This window comes from Sphingomonas sp. LaA6.9 (assembly GCF_022601895.1).
Taxonomy (GTDB): Bacteria; Pseudomonadota; Alphaproteobacteria; order Sphingomonadales; family Sphingomonadaceae; genus Sphingobium_A.
Map to the genome: position 1 here is coordinate 140,782 of NZ_JAKVIO010000002.1, position 23,607 is coordinate 164,388.

Annotated in this window: 20 protein-coding genes; 5 read left to right on the plus strand and 15 right to left on the minus strand. The window is 64.5% G+C overall.

The features are described from left to right. Positions 1-4: 4 nt before the first annotated feature. Complete coding sequence (locus MKI88_RS01840) at positions 5-781, minus strand: NAD kinase (protein WP_241628938.1); 777 nt, start codon at positions 779-781, stop codon at positions 5-7. Further along, positions 778-1,797: a GTP 3',8-cyclase MoaA gene (moaA, locus tag MKI88_RS01845; protein WP_241628939.1), complete on the minus strand. Its 1,020-nt coding sequence runs from the start codon at positions 1,795-1,797 to the stop codon at positions 778-780. Before moaA ends, MKI88_RS01840 begins: the two co-directional genes overlap by 4 nt. A 148-nt stretch (positions 1,798-1,945) precedes the next feature. Here moaA and MKI88_RS01850 point away from each other — a divergent pair, with 148 nt between their 5' ends. Continuing rightward, on the plus strand, positions 1,946-3,946 hold the full coding sequence (locus tag MKI88_RS01850) for a bifunctional diguanylate cyclase/phosphodiesterase (RefSeq protein ID WP_241629128.1): 2,001 nt from the start codon (positions 1,946-1,948) through the stop codon (positions 3,944-3,946). A 6-nt stretch (positions 3,947-3,952) separates the two neighbouring features. Here the strand turns inward: MKI88_RS01850 and mfd are convergent, their stop codons facing one another. Both mfd and MKI88_RS01860 read right to left on the minus strand, forming a co-directional pair. Beyond that, entirely contained in the window at positions 3,953-7,414 is a 3,462-nt protein-coding gene (mfd, locus tag MKI88_RS01855; RefSeq protein WP_241628942.1) for a transcription-repair coupling factor, read from the minus strand. Next, positions 7,411-7,677, minus strand: a complete 267-nt coding sequence (locus tag MKI88_RS01860; protein WP_241628945.1) for a succinate dehydrogenase assembly factor 2 — start codon at positions 7,675-7,677, stop codon at positions 7,411-7,413. Before MKI88_RS01860 ends, mfd begins: the two co-directional genes overlap by 4 nt. A gap of 76 nt (positions 7,678-7,753) precedes the next feature. On the opposite strand from MKI88_RS01860, the gene recG reads away from it, so the two are divergent. Further along, complete coding sequence (recG, locus tag MKI88_RS01865) at positions 7,754-9,817, plus strand: ATP-dependent DNA helicase RecG (protein ID WP_241628947.1); 2,064 nt, start codon at positions 7,754-7,756, stop codon at positions 9,815-9,817. Here recG and MKI88_RS01870 read toward each other — a convergent pair. From MKI88_RS01870 to MKI88_RS01910, 9 genes are all read right to left on the minus strand, one after another. Then, complete coding sequence (locus tag MKI88_RS01870; RefSeq protein WP_241628949.1) at positions 9,769-10,158, minus strand: hypothetical protein; 390 nt, start codon at positions 10,156-10,158, stop codon at positions 9,769-9,771. The genes recG and MKI88_RS01870 overlap by 49 nt on opposite strands. Before the next feature lie 90 nt (positions 10,159-10,248). Beyond that, the gene (locus tag MKI88_RS01875) at positions 10,249-10,692 is read right to left on the minus strand and encodes a YaiI/YqxD family protein (RefSeq protein ID WP_241628951.1); all 444 of its coding nucleotides are present in this window, start codon (positions 10,690-10,692) and stop codon (positions 10,249-10,251) included. After that, complete coding sequence (locus MKI88_RS01880) at positions 10,689-12,413, minus strand: DEAD/DEAH box helicase (RefSeq protein WP_241628953.1); 1,725 nt, start codon at positions 12,411-12,413, stop codon at positions 10,689-10,691. Before MKI88_RS01880 ends, MKI88_RS01875 begins: the two co-directional genes overlap by 4 nt. A gap of 108 nt (positions 12,414-12,521) precedes the next feature. Then, positions 12,522-14,030: a transglycosylase SLT domain-containing protein gene (locus MKI88_RS01885; RefSeq protein WP_241628955.1), complete on the minus strand. Its 1,509-nt coding sequence runs from the start codon at positions 14,028-14,030 to the stop codon at positions 12,522-12,524. A gap of 137 nt (positions 14,031-14,167) precedes the next feature. After that, positions 14,168-14,545 carry a DUF2501 domain-containing protein gene (locus tag MKI88_RS01890; protein ID WP_241628957.1) on the minus strand — a complete coding sequence of 126 codons (378 nt, stop codon included), beginning with the start codon at positions 14,543-14,545 and terminating at the stop codon, positions 14,168-14,170. Positions 14,546-14,652: 107 nt separating this feature from the next. Further along, on the minus strand, positions 14,653-15,825 hold the full coding sequence (locus MKI88_RS01895) for an NAD(P)/FAD-dependent oxidoreductase (protein ID WP_241628960.1): 1,173 nt from the start codon (positions 15,823-15,825) through the stop codon (positions 14,653-14,655). Next, on the minus strand, positions 15,812-16,642 hold the full coding sequence (locus MKI88_RS01900; RefSeq protein WP_241628962.1) for an agmatinase family protein: 831 nt from the start codon (positions 16,640-16,642) through the stop codon (positions 15,812-15,814). The genes MKI88_RS01895 and MKI88_RS01900 overlap by 14 nt, the downstream gene beginning before the upstream one ends. Further along, positions 16,639-17,874, minus strand: a complete 1,236-nt coding sequence (tyrS, locus tag MKI88_RS01905; protein WP_241628967.1) for a tyrosine--tRNA ligase — start codon at positions 17,872-17,874, stop codon at positions 16,639-16,641. Before tyrS ends, MKI88_RS01900 begins: the two co-directional genes overlap by 4 nt. Before the next feature lie 71 nt (positions 17,875-17,945). After that, complete coding sequence (locus tag MKI88_RS01910; protein WP_241628969.1) at positions 17,946-18,737, minus strand: SDR family NAD(P)-dependent oxidoreductase; 792 nt, start codon at positions 18,735-18,737, stop codon at positions 17,946-17,948. A 141-nt stretch (positions 18,738-18,878) separates the two neighbouring features. Between MKI88_RS01910 and MKI88_RS01915 the strand changes: the two genes are divergently transcribed. Genes MKI88_RS01915 through MKI88_RS01925 form a run of 3 tightly spaced genes read left to right on the plus strand, consistent with a single transcriptional unit; the run spans position 18,879 to position 21,894 of the window. After that, positions 18,879-19,409, plus strand: coding sequence for a DOMON-like domain-containing protein (locus tag MKI88_RS01915; protein ID WP_241628971.1), 531 nt, complete (start codon positions 18,879-18,881; stop codon positions 19,407-19,409). 5 nt (positions 19,410-19,414) lie between these two features. Next, complete coding sequence (locus MKI88_RS01920; protein ID WP_241628973.1) at positions 19,415-20,617, plus strand: exo-beta-N-acetylmuramidase NamZ domain-containing protein; 1,203 nt, start codon at positions 19,415-19,417, stop codon at positions 20,615-20,617. Between the two features lie 17 nt (positions 20,618-20,634). After that, on the plus strand, positions 20,635-21,894 hold the full coding sequence (locus MKI88_RS01925; RefSeq protein ID WP_407073287.1) for a M24 family metallopeptidase: 1,260 nt from the start codon (positions 20,635-20,637) through the stop codon (positions 21,892-21,894). 54 nt (positions 21,895-21,948) lie between these two features. Here the strand turns inward: MKI88_RS01925 and MKI88_RS01930 are convergent, their stop codons facing one another. Beyond that, positions 21,949-22,257, minus strand: coding sequence for a hypothetical protein (locus tag MKI88_RS01930; protein WP_241628975.1), 309 nt, complete (start codon positions 22,255-22,257; stop codon positions 21,949-21,951). A gap of 115 nt (positions 22,258-22,372) precedes the next feature. Beyond that, on the minus strand, positions 22,373-23,554 hold the full coding sequence (locus MKI88_RS01935; RefSeq protein WP_241628977.1) for a VWA domain-containing protein: 1,182 nt from the start codon (positions 23,552-23,554) through the stop codon (positions 22,373-22,375). Positions 23,555-23,607 lie beyond the last annotated feature (53 nt).

A 23,607-nucleotide genomic window follows, 5' to 3' on the forward strand; every position in this document is an offset into this window, starting at 1 on the left:
CGCCTCAGATGACGAACTGCTCCATCGCGATCCGGTCATCCAGCGCATGCTCGGGATCGAACATCAGGGTGAGCGTGCCCGAAGGATCGATTCCGATCTCGACGCGCGACACATCGCGGATTTCGCGCTGGTCCGCCACCGCGCTGACGGGGCGCTTTGCGGCGTCGAGCACCTTCAATGTAAAACGGGATTTTTCGGGCAGGATCGCACCACGCCAGCGGCGCGGACGAAACGGGCTGATCGGTGTCAGCGCGAGCATTGCCGAACCCAGCGGCAGAATCGGCCCCTGTGCAGAGAAATTATACGCGGTCGAGCCAGCAGGCGTCGAGACGAGCACGCCATCGCACACCAGTTCGGGTATCACGACATGCTTGTTGACCATCACCTCGATCTTGGCGGTCTGACGCGTTTCGCGCAGCAGGGAGACTTCGTTGATCGCGGGCAGCGAGAACCGCTCGCCTTCGATGGTCTCGGCATCCATGCGCAAGGGGGTGACCGCGAACGCCTTGGTGCGCGATATCCGGTCCTCGAGCAGGTCGGGGCGCCACTCATTCATCAGGAAGCCCACGGTGCCGAGATTCATCCCGAACACGGGCACGATCCGCCGACGCTCTAGCATCGCGTGAAGCGTCTGGAGCATGAAGCCATCCCCCCCAAGCACGACGATCATGTCCGCGCGCTCGGGCTCGACCCAATGGTACATCTCGCGCAGTTGCGCTGCGGCTTCCTGGGCGGCGGGCGTGGGGGAAGCTATCAGTCCCCGCGTCGGTTCCAGGCTCATCCGCCGGTCACGCTCATATGCCGTTCGACCGCTGGCGCGGCATCGCGCCTGTCGATGTGGAAGTCGTGACGCGCAGGCTTGAGGCGCAACGCCTCGTCGATCAGCGGATCAACGGCGTCGATCCCGCGCTCGCGCAGGGCCGTCTTGAGGTCGACGCGGTCATCATGACCAAGGCACATATAAAGCCGCCCCGATACGGTGAGCCGGATACGGTTGCATCCGTCGCAGAAATTGCGCGTCAGCGGCGATATCAGACCCATGCGAACGCCCAGTTCCTCGACCTGCCAGTAACGCGCGGGGCCGCCCGTGGTGAAGTCGAGCGGACGCAACGTGAAGCGCTCGCGCAAATCTTCCTGCACGCGCGTCAGGGGCAGGAAGCGATCCACCCGGTCCTCATCGATCGCGCCAAGCGGCATCGTTTCGATCAGGCTGAGGTCGAATCCCTCGTCGCTGCACCAGCGCAGCATGGGCTCGATCTCGTCGTCATTGAAATCCTTGAGCGCGACCATGTTGATCTTGATAGCGAATCCCGCCGCCCTCGCTGCCTTCAGTCCGGCAAACACCTTTTGGATATCACCGAAGCGCGTGATGTAGCGGAAGCGCTCGGGATCGCGGCTGTCGAGGCTGACATTGATCCGGCGCACGCCTGCATCGAACAGCGGGGCAGCCATCTCGTCGAGCCGTGTGCCGTTGGTGGTGAGCGTCAACTCATCAAGCGCGCCGGTTTCGATATGACGCCCGATCGATTTCGCCAGCCCTTCCAGGCCGCGACGCACCAGCGGCTCGCCGCCCGTCAGCCGAATCTTGCGGATGCCCCGTGCCACGAACCTGTCCGCCAGCAGCGCCATTTCCTCCAGCGACAGGATCGCCGCGCGGGGCATGAAGCTCATATGTTCAGCCATGCAATAGCGACACCTGAGATCGCAGCGGTCCGTGACCGACAGGCGCAAATAGGTGATACGACGGCCGAGGCCGTCGGTCAGTGCCGGCTGGGCGGGGTCGCGCACGCTCTCCATAGGCTTTAGCTAGGCGCAGCACGGGCGTGGAGCAAGACAAACCCGTTTGCGTGGGAGGTGCTTGGCGCTAGCATGCGCGCAAACGGGGGACTGTGTGGGCAAAGAAGGCGACGAGGCACTGGGCACACGTCAGGGGGCGCCGCTGTTCATGCTTTCGTTTCGACAACGTGACGAATTGGCCGCGGCGGCGGAGGCTGCGGGCTGGCGCACGATCGCCGCGCGCCGCGCCGAGGGTGTCGAGCGCCGCTTCATCGTCAGCGGTGCGGCGGTTGCGGTGGTCGACGCGCGCGGTGCTCTTGCCGAAGGGCTGGCGGCGATCAAGGCGCTGGCCGACCCGGTAGAGGCCAATGCGGGAGCGCTGCTGGTGCTGCTCTCACGTAACGACGTCTCGGCGCTCGACGCCATATTCGCGGCGGGCGCGACGCACTATCTCGCCAGTCCCTTTGGCGATGCGGAGTTCGCCCAGACGCTGCGGTTCGCCGAGCGGCTCGCGGACAGGCTGGCGGGTGGCGGGCAGGCCGGCGACGGCACGCGGCTTGGCCTCGATGACATGCTGGGCTGGCACTATCACCCCGTGGGTGGCCTCAGGATCGGAGCGCCTCTGCGCGAGCGCCTGGCGCTTCCACCCGAGCGCCCCATATCGCTGACTTACTTTTACCGCCTGCTCGGCGTGGAAGGCCGCGAGGCAGCGCGCGGCGCGGCCCGTCGATTGCGCGCCGGTTCGCGGGCCACCGCCTTCGCGCACGACATGCCCGAGCCGAGTGGTGAACGCGTTGCGCATCACCTGCACCTAGATCTGTCCGGCATCGGTGTAGCGGGCAGCATCGAAACGCTCGATACGCTGGGCGAACTCGACGAACGCCCCGAGAGGGGGCACCGCGATTCGCTGACCGGCCTGCGCGACGGCGTCGCGACACGCCGCTGGATCGAGGCACGCCTCAAGGCCGCCGGCCCGGTAACGCTGCTGCTGCTTTCGATCAGTCGCTTCGACATGATCAACGCTGCTTTCGGGCGGGCGACGGGCGACGCTTTGCTGCGCTCGGTCGCGCGCAGGATCGAGGCGCTGGCGAGTGCCTCGGCGGGACGTCGTGCGCTGGTAGCGCGAATCGCGGGCGCCGAGTTCGCAGTCGGCCTCGATCACGACGTGACGGAGGACAAGGCACGCTTCCTCGCCGAAGAACTGTCGCGATCGATCGCGCGCCCGTTCATATCGGGCGCACAAATGGTGCCGCTGGCCTGTCGCATCGGCATGGCGATCTCGGGTGCCGGAGAGGATGACGCCACCATCTTGTTGCGGCGTGCCAGCGCGGCGCTGGCTGAGGCACAGGCAACCGAATCGGGCGCGGTGCATGTGATCAGCGGCGCCAACCCCGGCGACGTCGCGTTGCACGGGCGGCTTCAGATCGACCTTCGCCGCGCGCTGAACCAGGGCGAGGTCGATATTGTCTTCCAGCCGCAGGTATCGGTGACCACGGGCGCGATCGTGGGCGTCGAAGCGCTCGCGCGCTGGAACCATCCCGATCTTGGCGAACTGGGCGCGGTGACGCTGTTCGCGGCGGCGGAACGGTCGGATTATGTCGCCCAGCTTTCGGAGCATGTGCAGCGCCGCGCAGTCGCGATCGCCGCATCATGGCCCGCCGCATTGTCCGAGTTGCGACTTTCGATCAACGTCACCGCCGCAGACATTGCAGTGCCCGGCTTTGTCGAGCGGCTGCTGACCATGGTCGACGATAGCGGTTTCCCGCGCGGTCGCCTGACCGTGGAGATTACCGAATCGGGATTGATCCGCGATCTTGGCGATGCCGCTGCGCTGCTTGCCGAACTCCGCGAGGCGGGGTGCCGCGTTGCGATCGACGATTTCGGCACGGGTTATTCGAGCCTAGCCTATCTGAAGGCGCTGCCGCTCGACTATCTGAAGATCGACAAGAAGCTTGCGGAGGACATCACAGGCTCGACGCGCGATCGTATCGTCGTGCGCGGCGTCATCGAAATGGCGCGTTCGCTGGGCCTGGCGGTGATCGCCGAGGGCGTGGAGAGCGAGGAGCAACTCGCCCTGCTCGCCCGCGAAGGCTGCAACTACTACCAGGGCTATCTGTGCTCGGAGCCGGTCGACAGCGAACGGCTGAGCAATCTCGTGATGCGGGCATAGCTCGCTTTACACAGCCGCCTTTGCCAGCCCCTTGGACAATTGCAGCACACCGTTGAGCCGCGACCTGGGATCTCCCCAGGCGCGGTTGATGACGAGCTTGCTGTCGGGCCTGAGTTTCGCCACGCCGTCAAGGCGCTGGACATAGGCCAACAGTCCAGGAAGATTGGGGAAATCGTCGTTGAAGAAGCTGACGAGCGCACCGCGCGGGCCGACGTCGATCTTGGCGATCGACGCCATTTTCGCATTCAACTTGATCTCGATGATCCGGAGAAGATTCTCGGTCGCGTCGGGCAGCTTGCCAAAGCGGTCGATTAGCTCGGCGGCGAACGCCTCGATCTGCTCGCGGTTCTCGAGTTCGTTCATGCGGCGATAGAGCCCCATGCGCAGGTCGAGATCGGGGACGTAATCGTCGGGGATCATGATCGGCGCGTCGACGGTGATCTGCGGCGAGAAGTCCTCGCGGCGTGGTTCAAGGCCGGCGCCGCCCGCGCGCGCCTCGATGATCGCATCCTCGAGCATCGACTGGTAGAGTTCGAAGCCAACCTCCTTGATGTGCCCCGACTGCTCATCGCCAAGCAGGTTGCCCGCGCCGCGAATGTCGAGGTCGTGGCTGGCGAGTTGGAAGCCCGCGCCGAGGCTGTCGAGGTCGGACAGCACCTTGAGCCGCTTTTCCGCCGCCTCGGTCATCAGCCGCTCGGACGCGGTGGTCATATAGGCATAGGCGCGCGTCTTGGAGCGTCCGACGCGGCCCCGCAGCTGATAGAGCTGCGCGAGCCCGAAACGATCGGCGCGATTGATGATGAGCGTGTTGGCACTCGGAATGTCGAGCCCGCTTTCGATGATGGTGGTCGAAACCAGCACTTCATAACGCTTGTCGTAAAAGGCCGACATGCGTTCCTCGACGAGCCCGGGCGCCATCTGGCCGTGCGCAACGACATAGCGGACTTCGGGGACTTCCTCGCTCAGGAACTTCTCGATCTCGGGCAGGTCGGAGATGCGGGGGGTGACGAGGAAGCTCTGCCCGCCGCGATAATGCTCGCGCAGCAGCGCCTCGCGCAGCACGACGGGGTCCCAGGGCATCACATAGGTGCGCACCGCAAGCCGGTCGACGGGCGGAGTCTGGATCACCGAAAGCTCGCGCAATCCCGACATCGCCATTTGCAGCGTGCGCGGGATGGGGGTGGCGGTCAGCGTGAGGACATGGACGTCGGTCCTGAGTGCCTTCAGCCGTTCCTTGTGCGTCACGCCGAAACGCTGTTCCTCGTCGACGATGACGAGGCCAAGTCGCTTGAAGTCAATCCCCTTGGCGAGGATCGCGTGCGTGCCGACGACGATGTCGATCGTGCCGTCAGCCAGCCCTTCCTTGACCGCCCTGGCCTCGCCCGCGGGAACGAGGCGCGAAAGGCGCCCGACGTTGAGCGGGAAGCCTTGAAAACGGTCGCGGAAATTCATGTGATGCTGGCGCGCGAGTAATGTGGTCGGGCACACCACCGCGACCTGCATTCCCGCCATCGCGGCGACGAAGGCGGCGCGCAGCGCGACCTCGGTCTTCCCGAAGCCGACATCGCCCACGACGAGCCTGTCCATCGGCTTGCCCGCGCCGAGATCGTCGATGACATCGGCGATCGCGCGGTCCTGATCGTCGGTTTCCTGATAGGGGAAGCGATCGACGAATGCAGGATAGCCGCCGCTGTCGGGCTCGGCGACCTGTGCACTACGCAGCGCCCGTTTGGCGGCGGTGGCGATGAGTTCGCCCGCGATTTCGCGGATGCGTTCCTTCATCCGCGCCTTGCGACGCTGCCAGGCTTCTCCGCCCAGCCTGTCGAGCGTGGCATTCTCGCCATCGGAGCCGTAGCGCGAGAGCACGTCGATATTCTCGACGGGCACGAACAGCTTGTCGCCGCCCGCGTAGGTCAGCCAGACGCAGTCATGCGGGCTCTGCCCAACCGGGATCGAGGTCAACCCTTCATAGCGGCCGATGCCATGATCGACATGGACGACGAGATCGCCCGGGCTGAGTGTCGCCAGTTCGGCGAGAAACGCGTCCGCACTCTTCTTGCGCTTCTGCCGCCGGACCAGACGATCGCCGAGCATGTCCTGCTCGGTCAGCAGTGCGACATCGGGTGCTGTAAAGCCGTGATCGAGGGGGAGCACGATCAGCGCGATTGCCGAGGCGGCGGTGCCGAGCGCTTCCTGCCAGGTGTCGGCGGCGCGGCCACCCTTCAACCCGTGATCGGCGAGGAGGCCTCCCAGGCGCTCGCGCGCACCCTCCGAATAGCTGGCAAGGACGAGTTTCTTGCCCTGCTTCCTGAGCGAAGCGGCGTGCGCGGCGACGGCTTCGTAGACATTGGCGTTCTGCGCACGCTCGGGCGCGAAATCGCGCGGCCCTTCGACCTCAAAGTCGAGAACGTTCGCGCTCTCGGGTTCGTGAAAAGGTGAGGTTAGGTGGATTGCGTGTTCTGCGATCGCCTTGGACCACTCGGCCGCATCAAGGTACAGCATCCCGGGGTCGATCGGGCGATAGCTGCCCGGATCGCTCGTCCGCGCGCGCTCGCGATTGGCGTGATAGTCGGCGATCGCCTCGAAGCGCCCCTCTGCCGCGCCCGTCGAGCCGCTGTCGCGCACGATCACGGCATCGTCACCAATATGATCGAACAGCGTCGTCATGCGCTCTTCGAGCAGCGGCAGCCAATGCTCCATGCCCGCGAGTCGACGCCCTTCAGAAATCGCCTGATAGAGCGGATCACCCGTCGCGGTAGCGCCGAAGATTTCCCTGTAGCGACTCCGGAAGCGTTTGATGCTCTCCTCATCGAGCAGCGCCTCGGACGCGGGGAGGAGCGTGAAGCCGTCGATGCGCCCGGTCGTGCGCTGATCGGCGGGATCGAAACGGCGAACGCTCTCGATCTCGTCGCCGAAGAAATCGAGGCGGAGCGCCTGTTCCTCGCCCGAGGGGAAGAGGTCGACGAGTCCGCCACGCACCGCGAACTCGCCCGCATCGGCGACCGTCTCGACGCGGACATAACCATTGGCCTGGAGCAGCGCCGCAAGTGCATCGCGCTCGATCCGTTCGCCCGGCGCGAGCCTGGCCACGAGCTGCCGGATGCGAAAGGGGGTAAGTGTGCGCTGGGTGATCGCATTGAGCGTCGTCACCAGCAATTGGGGCCGTGTCGCGTTGCGCTGCAGCGCGTGCAGCGTCGCCAGCCGTTCGGCGGTTACGCGCAACGAGGGTGAGGCGCGATCATAGGGAAGGCAGTCCCACGCCGGGTAGGACAGGATCTCTAGTTCGGGCGCGAAATAATGCGCGGTATCGACGAGCGAGCGCATCGCGACATCGTCGGAAGCGACGAACACCGCACGCCCCTTGGCGGCGCGGGCGAGATCGGCCATCAGCCAGGGCAGAAAGCCCGTTGGTGCGCCCGAGAGCGTGAGCGGGCCCGCGGCCTTCAGAATGCGCGTGAGATCGGTCAACGCGCCACCGGAATATAGTCGAGCTTCTTCATCGCGGTCATCATCGGGCCCTGATAGCGCTCGGGCACGTCGGCCATGTCCATCGCCCAGGCGAGGATGTCGACATCGGCTTCCTCGATAAGCACCTCGAACAGATCGACGTCTTCTTTCGTCCAGCTTTCCGAATATGTGTCGAAGAATCCTCCAACGAGCATGTCGGCTTCGCGCGTGCCGCGGTGCCAGGCGCGGAAGCGGAGACGTTTGAGACGGGTTTCGGCGTCCATGATTTTCCCAATAGAAATAAGCCGGCGGACGCTGGCGGCGACTGTCGGCTGAGCTATAAGCAGGGCCCAGATAGTCATGCGACCCGATATTCTCAATCCGCTCTTTGCCGAAATAACGGCGCTCAAAGGCATCGGGCCACAGCTCGCCAAGCCATTGGAACGGCTTGGCCTTGCGCGCGCCATCGACGTCGCGTTCCATTTGCCGACGGGATGGATAGACCGGATGCGCGTCGACGAACTGCGCATGGCCGATACCGGGCGCGTCATCACCATCGAGTTGACGCCCACCGACTATCGCAGCGGCGGTCCGCGCAGCCCGTTCCGCGTGGCTGCTGCCGACAAGCACGGCAACGTGGTCACGCTCGTCTATTTTGGCGGCAATCCGGGGTGGGCCAGGAAATTATTGCCGCTGGGCGAGCCGCGCGTGGTTTCGGGCAAGCTCGAAAATTACGGGCAGGAACTCCAGATCGTCCATCCCGACTATGTGCTGGCGCCCGGCGAAAGCGCGAGCCTGCCCGAGCGCGAGGCGGTCTATCCGCTTTCGGAAGGATTGACGGGCAAGCGCGTCGCCCAACTCGCCGAACAGGCGCTGGAGCGCGCGCCCGATCTGGCCGAATGGATCGAGCCGAGCCTGAAGGCGCAGCATGGCTGGCCCGACTGGCGTGATTCGCTTGTGCGCATCCACGCCAATCCCGCCGACAAGATGGCGCGCGACCGTCTCGCCTATGACGAGATCTTCGCTAACCAGCTCGCGCTGATGCTCGTGCGCGCCTCGACGCGAAAACGGCGGGGCAGGGCGCTCAAGGGCGATGGCCGGCTGCGCGATGCGTTGAAACTGCCCTATGCGCCTACCGGCGCGCAGCGACGCACGATCGCCGAGATCGAGGGCGACATGCAGCAGGAACAGCCGATGCTGCGGCTGCTCCAGGGCGATGTCGGATCGGGCAAGACACTGGTCGCGCTGATGGCGCTGCTGAGCGCGGTCGAGGCGGGCGCGCAGGGGGCATTGCTGGCGCCGACCGAAATCCTTGCACGCCAGCATTACGAGACGATCACGCGCGACCTTGCCGGCATGCCCGTAAACGTCGCGATCCTGACCGGGCGTGACAAGGGGCGCGTGCGCGAGGCGACGCTGATGGGGCTCGCCGATGGCTCGATCGACATATTGATTGGCACGCATGCGATCTTCCAGGATGCGGTGGCGTACAAGAATCTCGGGCTCGCGGTGGTCGATGAGCAACATCGCTTCGGCGTCGCGCAGCGCTTGATGCTGGCGCAGAAGGCCGAGCATCCGCCGCACCTTCTCGTGATGACCGCGACGCCTATCCCGCGCACGCTCACGCTCACCCATTATGGCGAGATGGACGTGAGCCGCCTCGACGAGATGCCGCCGGGACGCCAACCGGTGGAAACGCGCGTGATTTCCGACGAGCGCCTGCCCGAAGTGGTGGACGGGCTGGCACGACATTTGTCGGGCGGAGGGCAGGCTTATTGGGTGTGTCCGCTGGTCGAGGAAAGCGAGACGAGCGATCAGGCAGCCGCGGAGGAGCGCGCGGCCGCTCTCAAACGGCGCTTCGGAGATGACAGGGTAGGGCTGGTCCATGGCCGGATGAAGGGTGCCGAGAAGGACGCAGTCATGGACGCGTTCCAGCGCGGCGCCACGCAACTCCTTGTCGCGACCACCGTAATCGAGGTGGGCGTCAATGTCCCCAATGCAACGCTGATGATCGTCGAGGGCGCTGATCGTTTCGGGCTCGCGCAGCTCCACCAGCTACGCGGGCGCGTCGGGCGAGGCGAGGGGCGTTCGGTCTGCCTGCTCTTGCGCGGCAATGCGCTCAGCGAAACTTCACGCGCACGGCTGGCGCTGATGCGCGAAACCAATGACGGATTCCGCATTGCAGAAGAGGATCTGCGACTGCGCGGGGCGGGCGAAATCCTTGGCACGAAGCAATCGGGCGAAGCGCGCTTCCGGTTGGCCAGCCCGGAACATCTGCAACATTTTCTGCCCGTCGCCACCGATGACGCGCGCCTGCTGGTCGACCGCGACGGTGGACTGCAGGGCGTGCGCGGGCAGGCCGCGCGAACCGCGCTCTATCTGTTCGAAAGGGATTCGGGTGTGGAACTGCTGCGCTCGGGCTGAGCGGCTTCCTGGTGTCGCTCGATCGCGGCGATCACATTCTCGAATTGCATCTGCGGGATTGGTGCGAGGAACTCGGCTCCCACTTCCTCGCCCATTGACCAGACAGTGCGCGCCCTGACTTCGCCCAGCATCGGCAGTTCGACCGAAACCAGCGCGCCGTCGATGATCACCATGTCCGTCCGGACGAGGAAACCCAGGCGCGAGAGGTTTACGAGGGTCGCGGGTTCGGGACGCGTGATCGGCGGTGAGCGGCGACGGAACAGCGTCGGCACGCCGATCTCTTTCCGGTCGGCGCGGCGCTGGTCGATATCATTAATCTGCCGGGCGATCGGCCACGCCATTGCTGAACTCTTCCCCACACGTGTTCGCAAGCGCCGAATGGTGACGCTCCCGGTACAAGATGTGGCTAAAAGACAGGGTTAAGTCGGCGTTTACCGTCGTTTGAGCTTTACGACCGCGGTATCGAGCGCCGAGAGGAAGCGCGAGCGATCTGCCTTGCTGAAGGGCGGGGGACCGCCGCGCACCTCATCCATCGCACGCAGATCAGCCATCAGCGCTCGGGTCGCGACGGCTGAGCCGATCGAATGCGCGTCGAAGGGTCTGCCATTAGGGCCGAGAACTGCTGCGCCCGCCTTGATGCAGCGATCGGCGAGCAAGATGTCAGCGGTGATCACGATCGTATCGGCCGAGGCATGCTCTGCGATCCAGTCATCCGCGGCGTCGAAGCCCGATCCCACCAGAACCCGCTCGATCAGCGGTTCGGGCGGCACGCGGATAAAGCTGTTGGTGACGAGCTTGACCGGAACGTCGTAGCGGCGCGCAACCCGGTAGATTTCCTCCTTTACCGGGCAAGCGTCGCCATCGATCAGGATCACCCGCGACGGCCTGGGCCCGACCCCGCTCCGGGGCCGGACTTCTTGCCGCGATAAGGCTTCGGCGAATAACGCTTGGCTGCGGGCGGACCGTTGGGGCGACGACCACCACCGCCGCGCATCGGGGGCGGACCTTCGGCCGAATGTTCGATCCGGACGTCTTCGTCCTCGGTCGCGGTCTTCCGGACGGCCTGGGCGAAGCGATCGGCCATCGCGCGCGGAATCTGGAACATGGTCTCGCGATCGCCGATGCGGATCGCGCCGACCTCGTTCTTAGTGATGTGACCGCGGCGGCAGATCAGCGGCAGGATCCAGCGCGCATCGGCACGATCGTTGCGGCCAACGCTCATGCGGAACCAGACCACATCCTCGAAGCCGTCGCGCTTGCCGTCGGTGCGCTGCCCGCGATCGTCGGGACCGCTACCGAGCAGTTCCTCGGGCTCGGGCAGTTCGCGGCGATGCGCGCGGACGAGTGCTGCCGCGATTTCCTCGGCGCTGTGGCGCTCAAGCAGCGTGCGGCCGATCGCCAGATCATCCTCGGCGACCTCGCCCGGGACGATGGTTTCGAGAAGTCGCTCCTGATCGCGCGCACGGATATCCTCGGCGCTGGGTGCGTCGACCCACTGCGCCTTCACATTGGCGGCGCGCAGCAGCCCTTCGGCGCGGCGACGCCGCTGATAGGGGACGACCATGATGCAGGTGCCCTTGCGCCCCGCACGGCCCGTGCGCCCCGAACGGTGCTGGAGCGTCTCGGCGTCGATCGGCAGTTCGGCATGAACGACGAGACCGAGATTGGGCAGATCAATGCCGCGCGCGGCGACGTCGGTCGCCACGCAGACGCGCGCGCGGCGATCGCGCAGCGCCTGTAGTGCGTGATTGCGCTCGTTCTGGCTCAGTTCGCCCGACAGCGCGACCGCGGAAAAGCCACGCTCGGTGAGGCTGGCTGCGAGCCGGCGGACATTCTCGCGCGTCGCGCAGAACACCATCGCGCCATCGGCTTCATAGAAGCGCAGCACGTTGACCACCGCATTCTCGATCGCCGAGGGCGGCACGGCGATCGCGCGATAGTCGATATCGGCATGCGCCTGGCCCGAAGCCACGGTCTGGATGCGCAGTGCATCGCGCTGATAGGTCTTGGCGAGGTTGGCGATGGGGCGGGGGAGCGTTGCCGAGAAAAGCAGCGTGCGGCGTTCCGGGGGCGTGACGTCGAGGATTTCCTCGATCTCCTCGCGGAAACCCATGTCGAGCATCTCGTCGGCCTCGTCGAGCACGACAACCTTGATGCTGCCGGCGGCGAGGCTGCCGCGCTCGATATGGTCGCGCAGGCGGCCAGGCGTCCCCACGACGATATGCGCGCCGCTCTGGAGCGCGCGCTGTTCCTGACGGATATTCATGCCGCCGACGCAGGATGCGACGCGCGCCCCTGCCTTGGCATAAAGCCAGCTCAGTTCGCGCTGAACCTGCATTGCGAGCTCGCGCGTGGGCGCGACGATCAGCGCCAGCGGTTCGACCGCGTAGCCGAGTTTTTCCTGCCCGCCGAGCAGATCGGACGCCATGGCAAGCCCGAAGGCGACGGTCTTGCCCGAGCCGGTCTGCGCGGAGACGAGCAGATCGCGGCCCTCGGTTTCCTGAGTGATGATGGCGGCCTGAACATCGGTAGGCGCGGCATAACCGCGCTCGGCCAGCGCCTCGCCAATCGTGGCGGGCAGCGAAGAGAAGGGCATCTGAATTCCAAGTTCTGGGGCACGGGGTCGAAGCGACACCCGGCGAAGGCGCGGCCCTTAGCACGACTTAAGCACGAATACCACCGCAACGGTGGCGCTCGGTGCGCGCTAGCGCTTGCCCTTTTGCAGCTCGGACTTCGCGGCCGCGCGCCGCGCCTGCTCTTCGGTGATGAGCCGGTATGCGATATAATATTTGTAGATGTTGCCGACATAGGTGACGGTTTCGCGGCCGATCCGTTCGGATGCGATCCGCTCGACATTGCCGAACCACACATTGGGGTCCAGCCCGCGCTGCGCCGTCTCGCGACGAAGCTGGCGGATTCGACCGGGCCCGGCATTGTACGACGCAAAGGTGAACAGCCCCTTGTTGAGCGCGGTCATCGGCTCGCCTTCGAAATACTGGTTGCGCATGAAACGCATATATTTCACCCCGGCGTGGATATTGGGCTCCAGCTGCCGCACATCGCCGACTTTCTGCTCCTCGCCCGTTGCCGGCATCAATTGCATCACGCCGATCGCGCCGACATGGCTCTTTGCATCCTGGTCGAGCTTCGACTCCTGATAGGCCTGCGCCGCCATCAAAAGATAATCGAACTCATACTGCTGCCCATAGCGCTGGAAGAGGTCCCGCATCGCGAGAAATTTCTTCCTCTCGGCTTCCGACGTGGCATTCTGCACATATTTGGTACCCTGCAGATACCGTTTGGAAAGGACCCTGCCGATCACGCTGGTCAATCCATGGTCAGCGATGAACGCATTGAGCTCGGCCGCAAATTGCGGGCTGTTCTTGCGAAGTGCGACGGCAAGATTGCCACCGGTCCGCACCGCGAGATTGTTGTGTATAGTCAGGTCGGGGAATATCTGCTTCCAATAGTCGGCGAGAAAATTGTCGACGACGGTCGCGGGGATCAGCCCGGCGTTGACCATTTCGAGCAGGTCGTCATCCTCGAGGCTCTCGGAGGCTTCCTCTATGTCGATCGGGGCCTTGCCCTGTGTTTTCAGCTTCGCATTCTGCCCCACCAGGCTCGCATAATAGCTGGAACTCCTGCGAACAAAGACCTTCTTGCCTGACAGATCATCCAGGCTGTCGAGCGGCGGCGCGTCGGGGCCCGTCACGACAACTTCATTCACGCCCGTGCGCGTCGGATTGGTGAAGTCGACAAGCTTCTGCCGCTCCGGCGTGACGGTCAGCTGCGCGACGACCATGTCGAGCTTACCCGACTGAAGCGACGGCAACAGCATGTCGCGTGGCATGGGTAGCAGGACGACGTGGATCTTGAGGTTTCCGCTATTCAGCTTTTTGTTCAGCTGCTCCTCGAACAGCATCAGATACTCGTACGAAAGACCGCGCTGGACGCCCTGGTCGACGAAATAGAAGGTACGGTTGAACGGCACGCCGGCGCGGATGATCCTGCGCTGGACCATGGCGTCCAGATCCCCTGTGAAGCTCTTGTCGACGGCGGCGCGGAGATCTTCAGGGAGCGCCAGCTGGTATGCAAGCGGCGGCGGTGCGGCTTCGCTCGATTGGTTTTCGGCAGCCTGCTCATCTTTCTGGGCAGAACAGCTGACGGCGAAAATCGCCAGCAGCAGCACGAAGGGCTTTCCCGTCATCTTCATCGGATGCCACGCTCCGCATGAGAATACACGAACGCGACCGTTGGATGATTCTCGACGAAGTAATGGCGCGTTGTCAATGACAAGTCCCGGGCGGAATACGCGCGGTATGCCGCGATGCGCGTCGATCTGTGAAGCGACTAGATGAACGATTTGGCCTGTTTCAACACCATATCGCAGACCTGCGACTTCAGCTGCTTCGGCGCACTGTCGAGCGAGAAGCTCTGCCCCTTGCCCGTCAATACCTTGCCGGCCGATCCGACGCCATAGTCCTTGGACTTGGTCACATCAGGTTTTTTGGTCAGACTGCCGAGCACGGAACTGGCGTCGCTTCCGCCGAGAACCTTGTTTTTCACGCAATAGCTGAGCACGCCCGCCGCATTGCCCATGCCCATCGAGGACACGTCGGGCACGCCCATAGCCCCCGCACCACCGGGTATGCCGGGAATCTGGGCCTGTACCGAGCCGATTGCTCCGATCAGCGACAGCGATATGACGCCGAGAAATCCCCGCTTCATGGTCTGCTCTCCTTTGCGCGCGTGTAAGAATCTGCTGGAAAAACACGCAGCTTTCGCCGGCGTTCCCCCTGCGTAGTTTCCGCGACGCCCGGCGCTTGTCTCAGGCCTCAGATCGCTTGCCCCGCCGCGACCCCGCTCGCCCAGGCCCACTGGAAATTATATCCGCCGAGCCAGCCGGTGACGTCGACCGCTTCGCCAATAAAATAGAGGCCGGGCACCTTGCGCGCCTCCATCGTCTGCGAGGAGAGGCCGGCGGTGTCGACGCCACCCACCGTCACCTCGGCCTTGGCGAAGCCTTCGGAGCCGTTGGGGACGAAGCGCCAGCCATTGAGGCGTTCGCCCGCTGCGCGCAGGGCCTTGTCGGGGATGTTTGCGAGCTCGCCCTTGAGGCCGAGTGGCGCGCGGATCAGATCTGCGAGGCGGTCGGGGAGCAGTTCGCCCAGAACGGTGTGGATCTGGACTCTCGGCCGGGCGCGCTTGATGTCGAGGAGCAGCGCCGCAGCGTCGCGGTCGGGGAGGATGTCCATCACGATCGCGTCGCCATGGCGCCAGTAGGACGAGATCTGGAGAATGGCGGGGCCCGAGAGACCGCGATGCGTGAAGAGCGAGGCTTCGCGAAAACTCGCGCCGTTGCAGCGGGTGATCGAATCCACCGCGATTCCGGATAGCCCGCGAAAGACCATGTCGTCGCCGGCGAGCGTCAGCGGGACCAGCGCAGGGCGAGGCTCCACCACCTTCAGCCCGAACTGACGTGCGACATCATAGCCGAAGCCCGTAGCGCCCATCTTGGGAATCGACGGTCCCCCAGTCGCGATCACCAGCGACGGCGCGACAAAGATGCCTCGCTGGGTCGTGATTTGGAAATCGTCAATTTTTTCGATGGTTGCGACGCGATGTTCGCAGCGAATATCGACATCGCCCCGCGCACATTCGTCGACCAGCATGTCGACGATCTGGCGCGACGAGCCGTCACAGAAGAGCTGGCCCAGCGTCTTTTCGTGCCAGGCGATGCGGTGGCGCTCGACGAGATCGAGGAAATCCTGCGCGGTGTAGCGGCCTAGCGCCGATTTGGCGAAATGCCTGTTCGAAGAGAGGAAGCGGTCAGGCGCGCAGTGAATGTTGGTGAAGTTGCAGCGCCCCCCGCCCGAGATCAGGATCTTCTTGCCTGGCCGATCGGCATGATCGAGCAGGAGTACCCGCCGCCCGCGCTGGCCTGCGGTGAGTGCAGCCATGAGTCCCGCGGCGCCCGCGCCGAGGACGATGACGTCAAACCGCTCCATGCGCGCGCGCCGGGTGCGCGGTGGCGAGCGCGGCGAGTTCCTTGACCATCTTGGCGGCGACCACGGCGGTCATGCCGTTGATGTCGCGTGTGGGGTTGAGTTCGACGACATCGGCGCCGGCGATGGGGACTTCCAGGTTCAGAAGAATATCAGTCACATCGCGGACGCTGAGCCCGCCGGGCTCATGATGTGACACGCCCGGCGCAAAAGCGGGGTCAAAGCCGTCCAGATCAATGCTGATATAGAGCGGGCCCTGAAGCGCTGGCAGGCAGCCGGGTCTGAAGTGTCGCGCCTCGATCACCTCTATGCCGAAACGTTCGGCCTGTTCACGGCAATGGCGGTTCATCGTGCGGATGCCGACCTGGACAAGGCGTTTCGCGAGCCCATCCTCCATGATGCGTGCAAAGGGTGAAGCATGCGAGCGGCGATCGCCGCCAAGCTCGTCATAGGTGTCGGGGTGCGCGTCGAAGTGCAGGATCGTCACCGGGCCGTGCGCTGCCGCAATCGCCTTGAGGATCGGATAGCTGACCGCGTGATCGCCGCCGATAATGATCGGGATCGCGCCAGCGTCGAGCGAAGCGGCGACCGCACCGGTGATACGCTCGTCATCCTCGGGACCCTCGTCGAGCATGACATCGCCGCGGTCGACAAGATCGATTTCGACGCCAAGTTCGGTTCCGCGCTCGCTCGCGGGATTGCCATGATCGCTGGTGAGCGCCGCGCGGATCTGCGCAGGCGCCTTTGCGGGGCCGCGAAGGAACGAGGAATGGCAATCGGTCGGCAGGCCGATCAGATGGATGGGGACGGGCGTGGTCACACGTTTGCCCGTTTGAGGACGCCGTGATTCTTCTTGCCCGACGACACGCGCACGGGATCGGCGCCGACGGCCACCATCAACGCCTCATCGTCGACCTTCTCGCCGTCGACGCGTGCCCCGCCGCCCTTGATGAGGCGGCGCGCCTCACCCTTCGACGTCGCGAGGCCGAGCCCGATGAGCGCATCGACAATGGCGATCTCGTCGCCCAGCACTTCGAGCGTGGGCAAATCGTCACCCGCAGCGCCCTCCGCGAACGTCTTGCGCGCGGTCTCAGCGGCTGCAGCTGCGGCTTCGCCGCCGTGACACATCGCGGTCGCCTCGTTCGCCAGCCGCACCTTGACCTCGTTGATCGCAGCACCCTCGGCCTTTTCGAGCTCAGCGATCTCGTCAAGCGGTACGTCGGTGAAGAGGCGCAGGAAGCGCCCGACATCGGCATCCTGTGTGTTGCGCCAGAACTGCCAGTAATCATAGGGGCTCAGCATGTCGGCATTGAGCCAGACCGCGCCCGCCATCGTCTTGCCCATCTTGCCGCCATCGGCGGTGGTGATGAGCGGGGTGGTGACACCGTAGACCTGCGTACCATCCTTGCGGCGCGTCAGTTCGATGCCGTTGACGATATTGCCCCACTGGTCCGATCCGCCCATCTGCAGGCGGCAGGCGTAGCGCTCCGCCAACTCGCGGAAGTCATAGGCCTGCAGGATCATGTAATTGAATTCGAGGAAGGAGAGCGACTGTTCGCGATCGAGGCGCATCTTCACCGAGTCGAAGCTCAACATCCGGTTGACCGAGAAATGCTGGCCAATCTCCCGAAGGAATGGGATGTATTCGAGCTTGTCGAGCCACTCGGCATTGTCGAGCATGATCGCGTCGGTGGGACCGTCGCCAAAGGTCAGGAAATTCTCGAAGACGCGCTTGATCGACGCGACATTGCTGGCGATGACCTCGTCGGTCATCAGCTTGCGCGCCTCATCCTTGAAGCTCGGATCGCCGATCTTGCCGGTGCCGCCGCCCATCAGCACGATCGGCTTGTGGCCGGCCTGCTGGAGACGCCTGAGCATCATGATCTGCACCAGCGAGCCGACATGGAGCGAAGGCGCGGTCGGATCGAAGCCGATATAGCCGGGCACGATCTCCTTCACCGCAAGGGCATCAAGCCCCTCGGCATCGGTGGTCTGATGGATATAGCCACGCTCTTCGAGCAGCTTCAGTAGATCGGACTGGAATTGGGTCATAGCGCGCGGGCGCTTAGCATGGGGCGCGGCGGGTTTCCAGAAATCCGTTACCCGCCACGCCAAAGCGCCACTTATAGCGTGTCCATCGCACCGCCGTCGACGCGGAGCGCCGCGCCCGTCGTCGCCGAGGCGAGCGGGGAGGCGACATAGACGACGAGGTTGGCAACTTCCTCGACCGTCGCGGCGCGCTGGATGATCGAAGTCGAACGGTGTTGCCTCACGAAATCGTCGGCAACCTCCTGCGCAGGCCTTCCGGTCCGCGCAATCTCGTCCTTGAGCATGTCGGCAACGCCTTCGGAGAAGGTGGGGCCGGGGAGCACCGAGTTCACCGTGACGCCGGTGCCCGCCATCCGCTTGGCGAGGCCGCGCGCTACCGCGACGTCTGCGGTCTTGCTGACGCCATAGTGGATCATCTCGACCGGGATGTTGAACGCCGATTCCGAGGCAAGGAAGATGACGCGGCCCCAGCCTCGCTTTTCCATGCCCGGCAGATAGGCTCGTGAAACGCGCACGGCCGACATGACGTTCATCTGCCAGTGCGCCTCCCAGACATCGTCGCCGGCTTCGAAAAAGTCGACAGGGCGAAAGATGCCCGCATTGTTGATGAGGATATCGATGTCGGGCGCCGCTGCGACAAGCGCCGCACAACCTTCCGCGTTCGAGAGGTCGGCCGTGACGCCGCGCACGTCCACACCGGGATACTCCTCGCGAAGTCGCGCGGCGGCGGCCTCGATCTTCGTGGTCGTGCGGCCGTTGATGATGACCGCCGCGCCCGCGCCCGCGAGCCCTTGTGCGATCGCATAGCCGATGCCTTCGGTCGAGCCCGTGATGAGGGCGGTTTTTCCTGTAAGGTCTATGTTCACGTCGGTCTCCTGCTGGGGGTGTCGCAGAATTGGGCTGTGCGCGGGGACCATACTAGATAAGGGCGGGGCACAGCACCCTTTCCGTGCCGGAACAGATGGCTTCGCCTTGACGAAGGTGGTTGCAGCAATCAGGACGGGCGCATGCGTCTGGCGTTGCAGCTTCATCCCGAATCCCGTTGCCGGGCGATCACGCGGATCGAGGTAGATCTGGCGTGCGACGCGGACATGCTGACACTCGAATTCCAGGCAATCGGACGCATCGCCGATCTGCGCATCCCCAACTCCGCCACGCCTGTGCGTCGCGACGGGCTGTGGCAGCACAGCTGTTTCGAGGCCTTTGTTGCCGCGGGCGGCGTATATCACGAATTCAACTTCGCGCCGTCGGCCGAATGGGCGGCCTATGGCTTCAGCGGTTATCGCACCGGCATGCGCGACCTCGACATCGCCGCGCCCGCGATCCAGCTGCGCGCGGGCGACGAACTGCTCGCCCTGACCGTATCGTTGGCGCTCGCCGACCTGCCCGAGCGAAACAGTGCCCAATGGCAGCTAGGCCTGTCGGCAATCATCGAGGAATCCGACGGCAACAAATCATACTGGGCGCTGGCGCACGCGCCGGGCAAACCCGACTTCCATCACCCCGATTGCTTTGCACACCCACTCGCTGGACAGTGACCACCATGAAATTTGGCATTGATCGACTTCTCGCCGACCCGGCACTTCGCGCTCCTCTCAAGGGCAAGCGTGTGGCGCTCGTCGCGCACCCGGCTTCCGTCACGGCGGATCTGACGCATTCGCTCGATGCGCTCGCGTCGTGCGAGGACATCACGCTGTCGGCGGCCTTCGGGCCGCAGCACGGCCTGCGCGGCGACAAGCAGGACAATATGGTCGAGTCGCCCGATTTCAACGACCCGGTGCATGGCATCCCGGTTTTCAGCCTCTACGGTGAGGTCCGGCGCCCGACCGGGCAGTCGATGGGCACCTTTGACGTCGTGCTGATCGATCTTCAGGATCTGGGCTGCCGCATTTACACCTTCATCACGACCTTGCTCTACATGCTCGAGGCGGCCGCCGAGCATGGCAAGAGCGTGTGGATACTCGATCGCCCCAATCCCGCGGGCCGACCGATCGAAGGGCTGACCCTGCGCCCCGGCTGGGAGAGCTTCGTCGGTGCCGGGCCGATCCCGATGCGCCACGGACTGACGCTGGGCGAACTGGGGCGGTGGTTCGTCGATCACTTCAAGCTCGACGTCGACTACCGCGTGATCGAGATGGAGGGCTATGCGCCCGATGCCACGCCGGGCTTTGGCTGGCCGCTTGGCGAGCGCATCTGGATCAATCCGAGCCCCAATGCGCCCAATCTCAACATGGCACGCGCCTATGGCGGGACAGTGATGCTCGAGGGCACGACGCTGTCGGAGGGGCGGGGCACGACGCGGCCGCTCGAGCTGTTCGGCGCGCCCGATATCGATGCGCGCGCGGTGATCGCCGAGATGCGCACACTCGCACCACACTGGCTCGAGGGCTGCATCCTGCGCGATTGCTGGTTCGAGCCCACCTTCCACAAGCATGTCGGGCAACTCTGCAGCGGTGTGCAGATCCACGCCGAAGGGCCGGGCTATGATCACGCCGCCTTCCGGCCCTGGCGGCTCCAGGCGCTTGGCTTCAAGGCGATCCGTCGGCTCTACCCCGATTACCCGCTCTGGCGCGATTTTCCGTATGAATACGAACTCGGCAAGCTCGCCATCGACGTCATCAACGGCGGACCGGCGCTTCGCGAATGGGTGGACAATGTCGACGCGACGCCCGCCGATCTCGATGCGCTGACCGAGCCCGACGAGCGCGCGTGGGCGGTCGAACGGCAACCCTGTCTGCTTTACTGATCACCGGAAGGAAGAACATGCTCACCATCGGCCGCCGTGGTTTTCTTGGCATGACAGGTGCGGCTGCGATCGCAGCAAGCATGCAGGGACGCGCACTTGCAGCGCCGGCCCCGGTCGAAGGCCTGACCTCGCTAGCCGGCAAGGCCGTTCCGATCGGTGCCGAAGAACGCAAGGCGCGGATCGCAAAGGCGCAACAGCTGATGCGCGCGCAGGGTCTTTCGGCATTGCTGATCGAGCCCGGATCGAGCCTGATCTATTTCACCGGGGTCCACTGGCACCGCAGCGAGCGCCTGACGGCTGCCGTTTTGCCTGTTGAGGGCGATGTCCTGATCGTCACGCCCTTTTTCGAGGAGCCCTCAGTGCGTGAGACGCTCGCCGTGCCCGGGGATTTCAGGACGTGGAACGAGCATGAGGACCCGCTCAGACTGGTGGCGGACTGGCTGAAAGCGCGCAAGCTGGCCTCAGGCAAGATCGGCATGGAGGAGACAGTCCGCTATTTCGCCGTCGACGGACTGAAGCGTGAACTGCCCGACGCCCAGATCGTCTCGGGAGCTTCGGTTGTCCGTGGATGCCGCATGCACAAATCGGCCGCCGAGATCGCGCTGATGCAGGTTGCCGCGGACATCACGATCGCGGCCTATCGCTACACCGCGCCCCGGATCGAGCGCGGCATGACCCCGTCCGACATCGGCGCGATCATGAACGGCGCGACCCGCGCCTTGGGCGGCGAACCCGAGTTCTCGCTGATCCTGCTTGGCGAGGCGAGCGCCTATCCCCACGGATCGGGCAAGCCGCAGGCGGTGCGCGACGGCGAGGTCGTGCTGATGGACTGCGGCTGCAACGTGCAGGGGTACCAGTCGGACATTTCGCGCAGCTTCGTCTTCGGCGAAGCGACCAAGGCTCAGCGCGACGCCTGGCAGATCATGCGCAAGGGGCAGGATATCGCGTTCGAGGCAGCGAAACCTGGCGTGGCAGCGGGCAGCGTCGACGATGCGGTGCGCGCCTATTACACCAGACTGGGGTACGGTCCCGAGTACAAGCTGCCAGGACTTTCACACCGCACCGGGCACGGCATCGGACTTGACGGGCACGAGCCCGTCAATCTCGTGCATGGCGAGACGACGCGGCTTGCACCGGGAATGTGCTTCTCGAACGAGCCCGGAATCTACATCCCCGGCGATTTCGGTATCCGCCTGGAGGATTGCTTCCACATGACAGCGCAGGGGCCGCGCTGGTTCTCCAATCCCCCACCGTCCATCGACCATCCGTTCGACTAAAAAGGGCGCGCCGTCCGAAGACGACGCGCGCCATGGCGGTCGGGGGGACCGCGCTTATTGCGGCTTTGCCTTGGCTTCGAGTTCGGCCTTGGTGATTCCGATCGTCAGGCCTTTTTCGCCTGCCGCAAGCGCCGAAACAGGCACGCGAACCTTGGCGGCACCCGTCGAGATCACGGCCATGTCGTCCGCAACCGATTCCACGGTGCCGACTGGCGCGCCGCTGGTGTCGACGACGGTCGCGCCGACGCTGACGGCAGCGGCTTTTTCGCTGTCGGCGGCGGGCTGGTCCTGCGCAATTGCAGGCATCGCACCGCCCGTGAGCAGCATGCCGGCCAGGGCACCGGCAAATATTGTCTTACGCATAGCAACGTCCTCCTTCGCTAAACTCAGGAGGGTCAACACGGCGATCAGGATATGGATGCGCGCATTCAGCTGAAACGACGGATTTGCAGGACGTTACGCCCCCGTCGAAACGAGCCTAATGCTTGCGCGTCAGCTCGCGCATGGCCTCGTCGAGTCCTTCGAGCGTCAGCGGGTACATGCGATCGTTCATCAATTCGCGCAGGAGCTTGGTCGATTGCGAATAGCCCCAATGCTGCTCGGGCGTGGGGTTGAGCCAGACGGCAGCCGGATAGACATGCGTCATGCGCTGCATCCAGGCAGCGCCCGATTCCTCGTTGAAATGCTCGACCGACCCGCCGGGATGGCTGATCTCATAGGGGCTCATCGCGGCATCACCGACAAAGACCAGCTTGTAGTCGTGGCCATATTTGTGGAGCACATCCCAGGTCGGGGTACGCTCGGTGAAACGCCGGCGATTGTCCTTCCACACGCCCTCATAGACGCAGTTGTGGAAATAGAAGAATTCGAGGTTCTTGAACTCGGACGTGGCCGCGCTGAACAGTTCCTCGCACAGCTTGATATGCGGGTCCATCGACCCACCGACATCGAGAAAAAGCAACAGTTTGACGGCGTTGTGACGCTCGGGGCGCATGTGGATATCGAGCCAGCCCTGGCGCGCGGTGCCGTCGATCGTCGCATCGATGTCAAGTTCGTCGGCCGCGCCTTCGCGCGCGAAACGGCGCAGGCGGCGCAGCGCGATCTTGATGTTGCGCGTGCCCAGTTCCTTGGTGCTGTCGAGATTCCTGAACTCGCGCTTGTCCCACACCTTGATCGCGCGGCCGTGCCGACCTTCATTCTGGCCGATCCGGACGCCCTCGGGGTTATAGCCATGGGCGCCGAAGGGTGAGGTGCCCCCGGTCCCGATCCACTTGTTGCCCCCCTGATGGCGTTCCTTCTGCTCCTCGAGCCGCTTCTTGAGCGTCTCCATGATTTCTTCCCACGAACCGAGCTTCTCGATCTCGGCCATCTGTTCGGGCGTGAGATAGAGTTCGGCAACCTTGCGCAGCCATTCCTCGGGAATCTCCGCGGCACCGGTGTCGAAGCTCGTCTCGATGCCCTTGAAGACCTTGGCGAAGACCTGATCGAAACGGTCGAGCAGCCCCTCATCCTTCACGAAGGTGGCGCGCGCCAGATAATAGAATTCCTCGGGGCTCCGCTCGATCACCTCGCGGTCCAGCGCCTCGAGCAGGGTCAGATGCTCCTTGATCGAGGCCGGAATGCCCGCCGCGCGAAGCTCGTCGAGAAAGGAAAAGAACATGGTCGTGAGCCTAGCAGCTTGGACGTGGCCCGCAATCCTGTGCGTGGTTAACC

Bases quoted from the DNA above. Each gene is read 5' to 3' on its own strand.
- MKI88_RS01840 (WP_241628938.1), bottom strand. From the start codon at position 781: ATGAGCCTGGAACCGACGCGGGGACTGATAGCTTCCCCCACGCCCGCC.
- moaA (WP_241628939.1), bottom strand. From the start codon at position 1,797: ATGGAGAGCGTGCGCGACCCCGCCCAGCCGGCACTGACCGACGGCCTC.
- MKI88_RS01850 (WP_241629128.1), top strand. From the start codon at position 1,946: ATGCTTTCGTTTCGACAACGTGACGAATTGGCCGCGGCGGCGGAGGCT.
- MKI88_RS01860 (WP_241628945.1), bottom strand. From the start codon at position 7,677: ATGGACGCCGAAACCCGTCTCAAACGTCTCCGCTTCCGCGCCTGGCAC.
- recG (WP_241628947.1), top strand. From the start codon at position 7,754: ATGCGACCCGATATTCTCAATCCGCTCTTTGCCGAAATAACGGCGCTC.
- MKI88_RS01870 (WP_241628949.1), bottom strand. From the start codon at position 10,158: ATGGCGTGGCCGATCGCCCGGCAGATTAATGATATCGACCAGCGCCGC.
- MKI88_RS01880 (WP_241628953.1), bottom strand. From the start codon at position 12,413: ATGCCCTTCTCTTCGCTGCCCGCCACGATTGGCGAGGCGCTGGCCGAG.
- MKI88_RS01885 (WP_241628955.1), bottom strand. From the start codon at position 14,030: ATGAAGATGACGGGAAAGCCCTTCGTGCTGCTGCTGGCGATTTTCGCC.
- MKI88_RS01890 (WP_241628957.1), bottom strand. From the start codon at position 14,545: ATGAAGCGGGGATTTCTCGGCGTCATATCGCTGTCGCTGATCGGAGCA.
- MKI88_RS01895 (WP_241628960.1), bottom strand. From the start codon at position 15,825: ATGGAGCGGTTTGACGTCATCGTCCTCGGCGCGGGCGCCGCGGGACTC.
- tyrS (WP_241628967.1), bottom strand. From the start codon at position 17,874: ATGACCCAATTCCAGTCCGATCTACTGAAGCTGCTCGAAGAGCGTGGC.
- MKI88_RS01915 (WP_241628971.1), top strand. From the start codon at position 18,879: ATGCGTCTGGCGTTGCAGCTTCATCCCGAATCCCGTTGCCGGGCGATC.
- MKI88_RS01920 (WP_241628973.1), top strand. From the start codon at position 19,415: ATGAAATTTGGCATTGATCGACTTCTCGCCGACCCGGCACTTCGCGCT.
- MKI88_RS01925 (WP_407073287.1), top strand. From the start codon at position 20,635: ATGCTCACCATCGGCCGCCGTGGTTTTCTTGGCATGACAGGTGCGGCT.
- MKI88_RS01930 (WP_241628975.1), bottom strand. From the start codon at position 22,257: ATGCGTAAGACAATATTTGCCGGTGCCCTGGCCGGCATGCTGCTCACG.
- MKI88_RS01935 (WP_241628977.1), bottom strand. From the start codon at position 23,554: ATGTTCTTTTCCTTTCTCGACGAGCTTCGCGCGGCGGGCATTCCGGCC.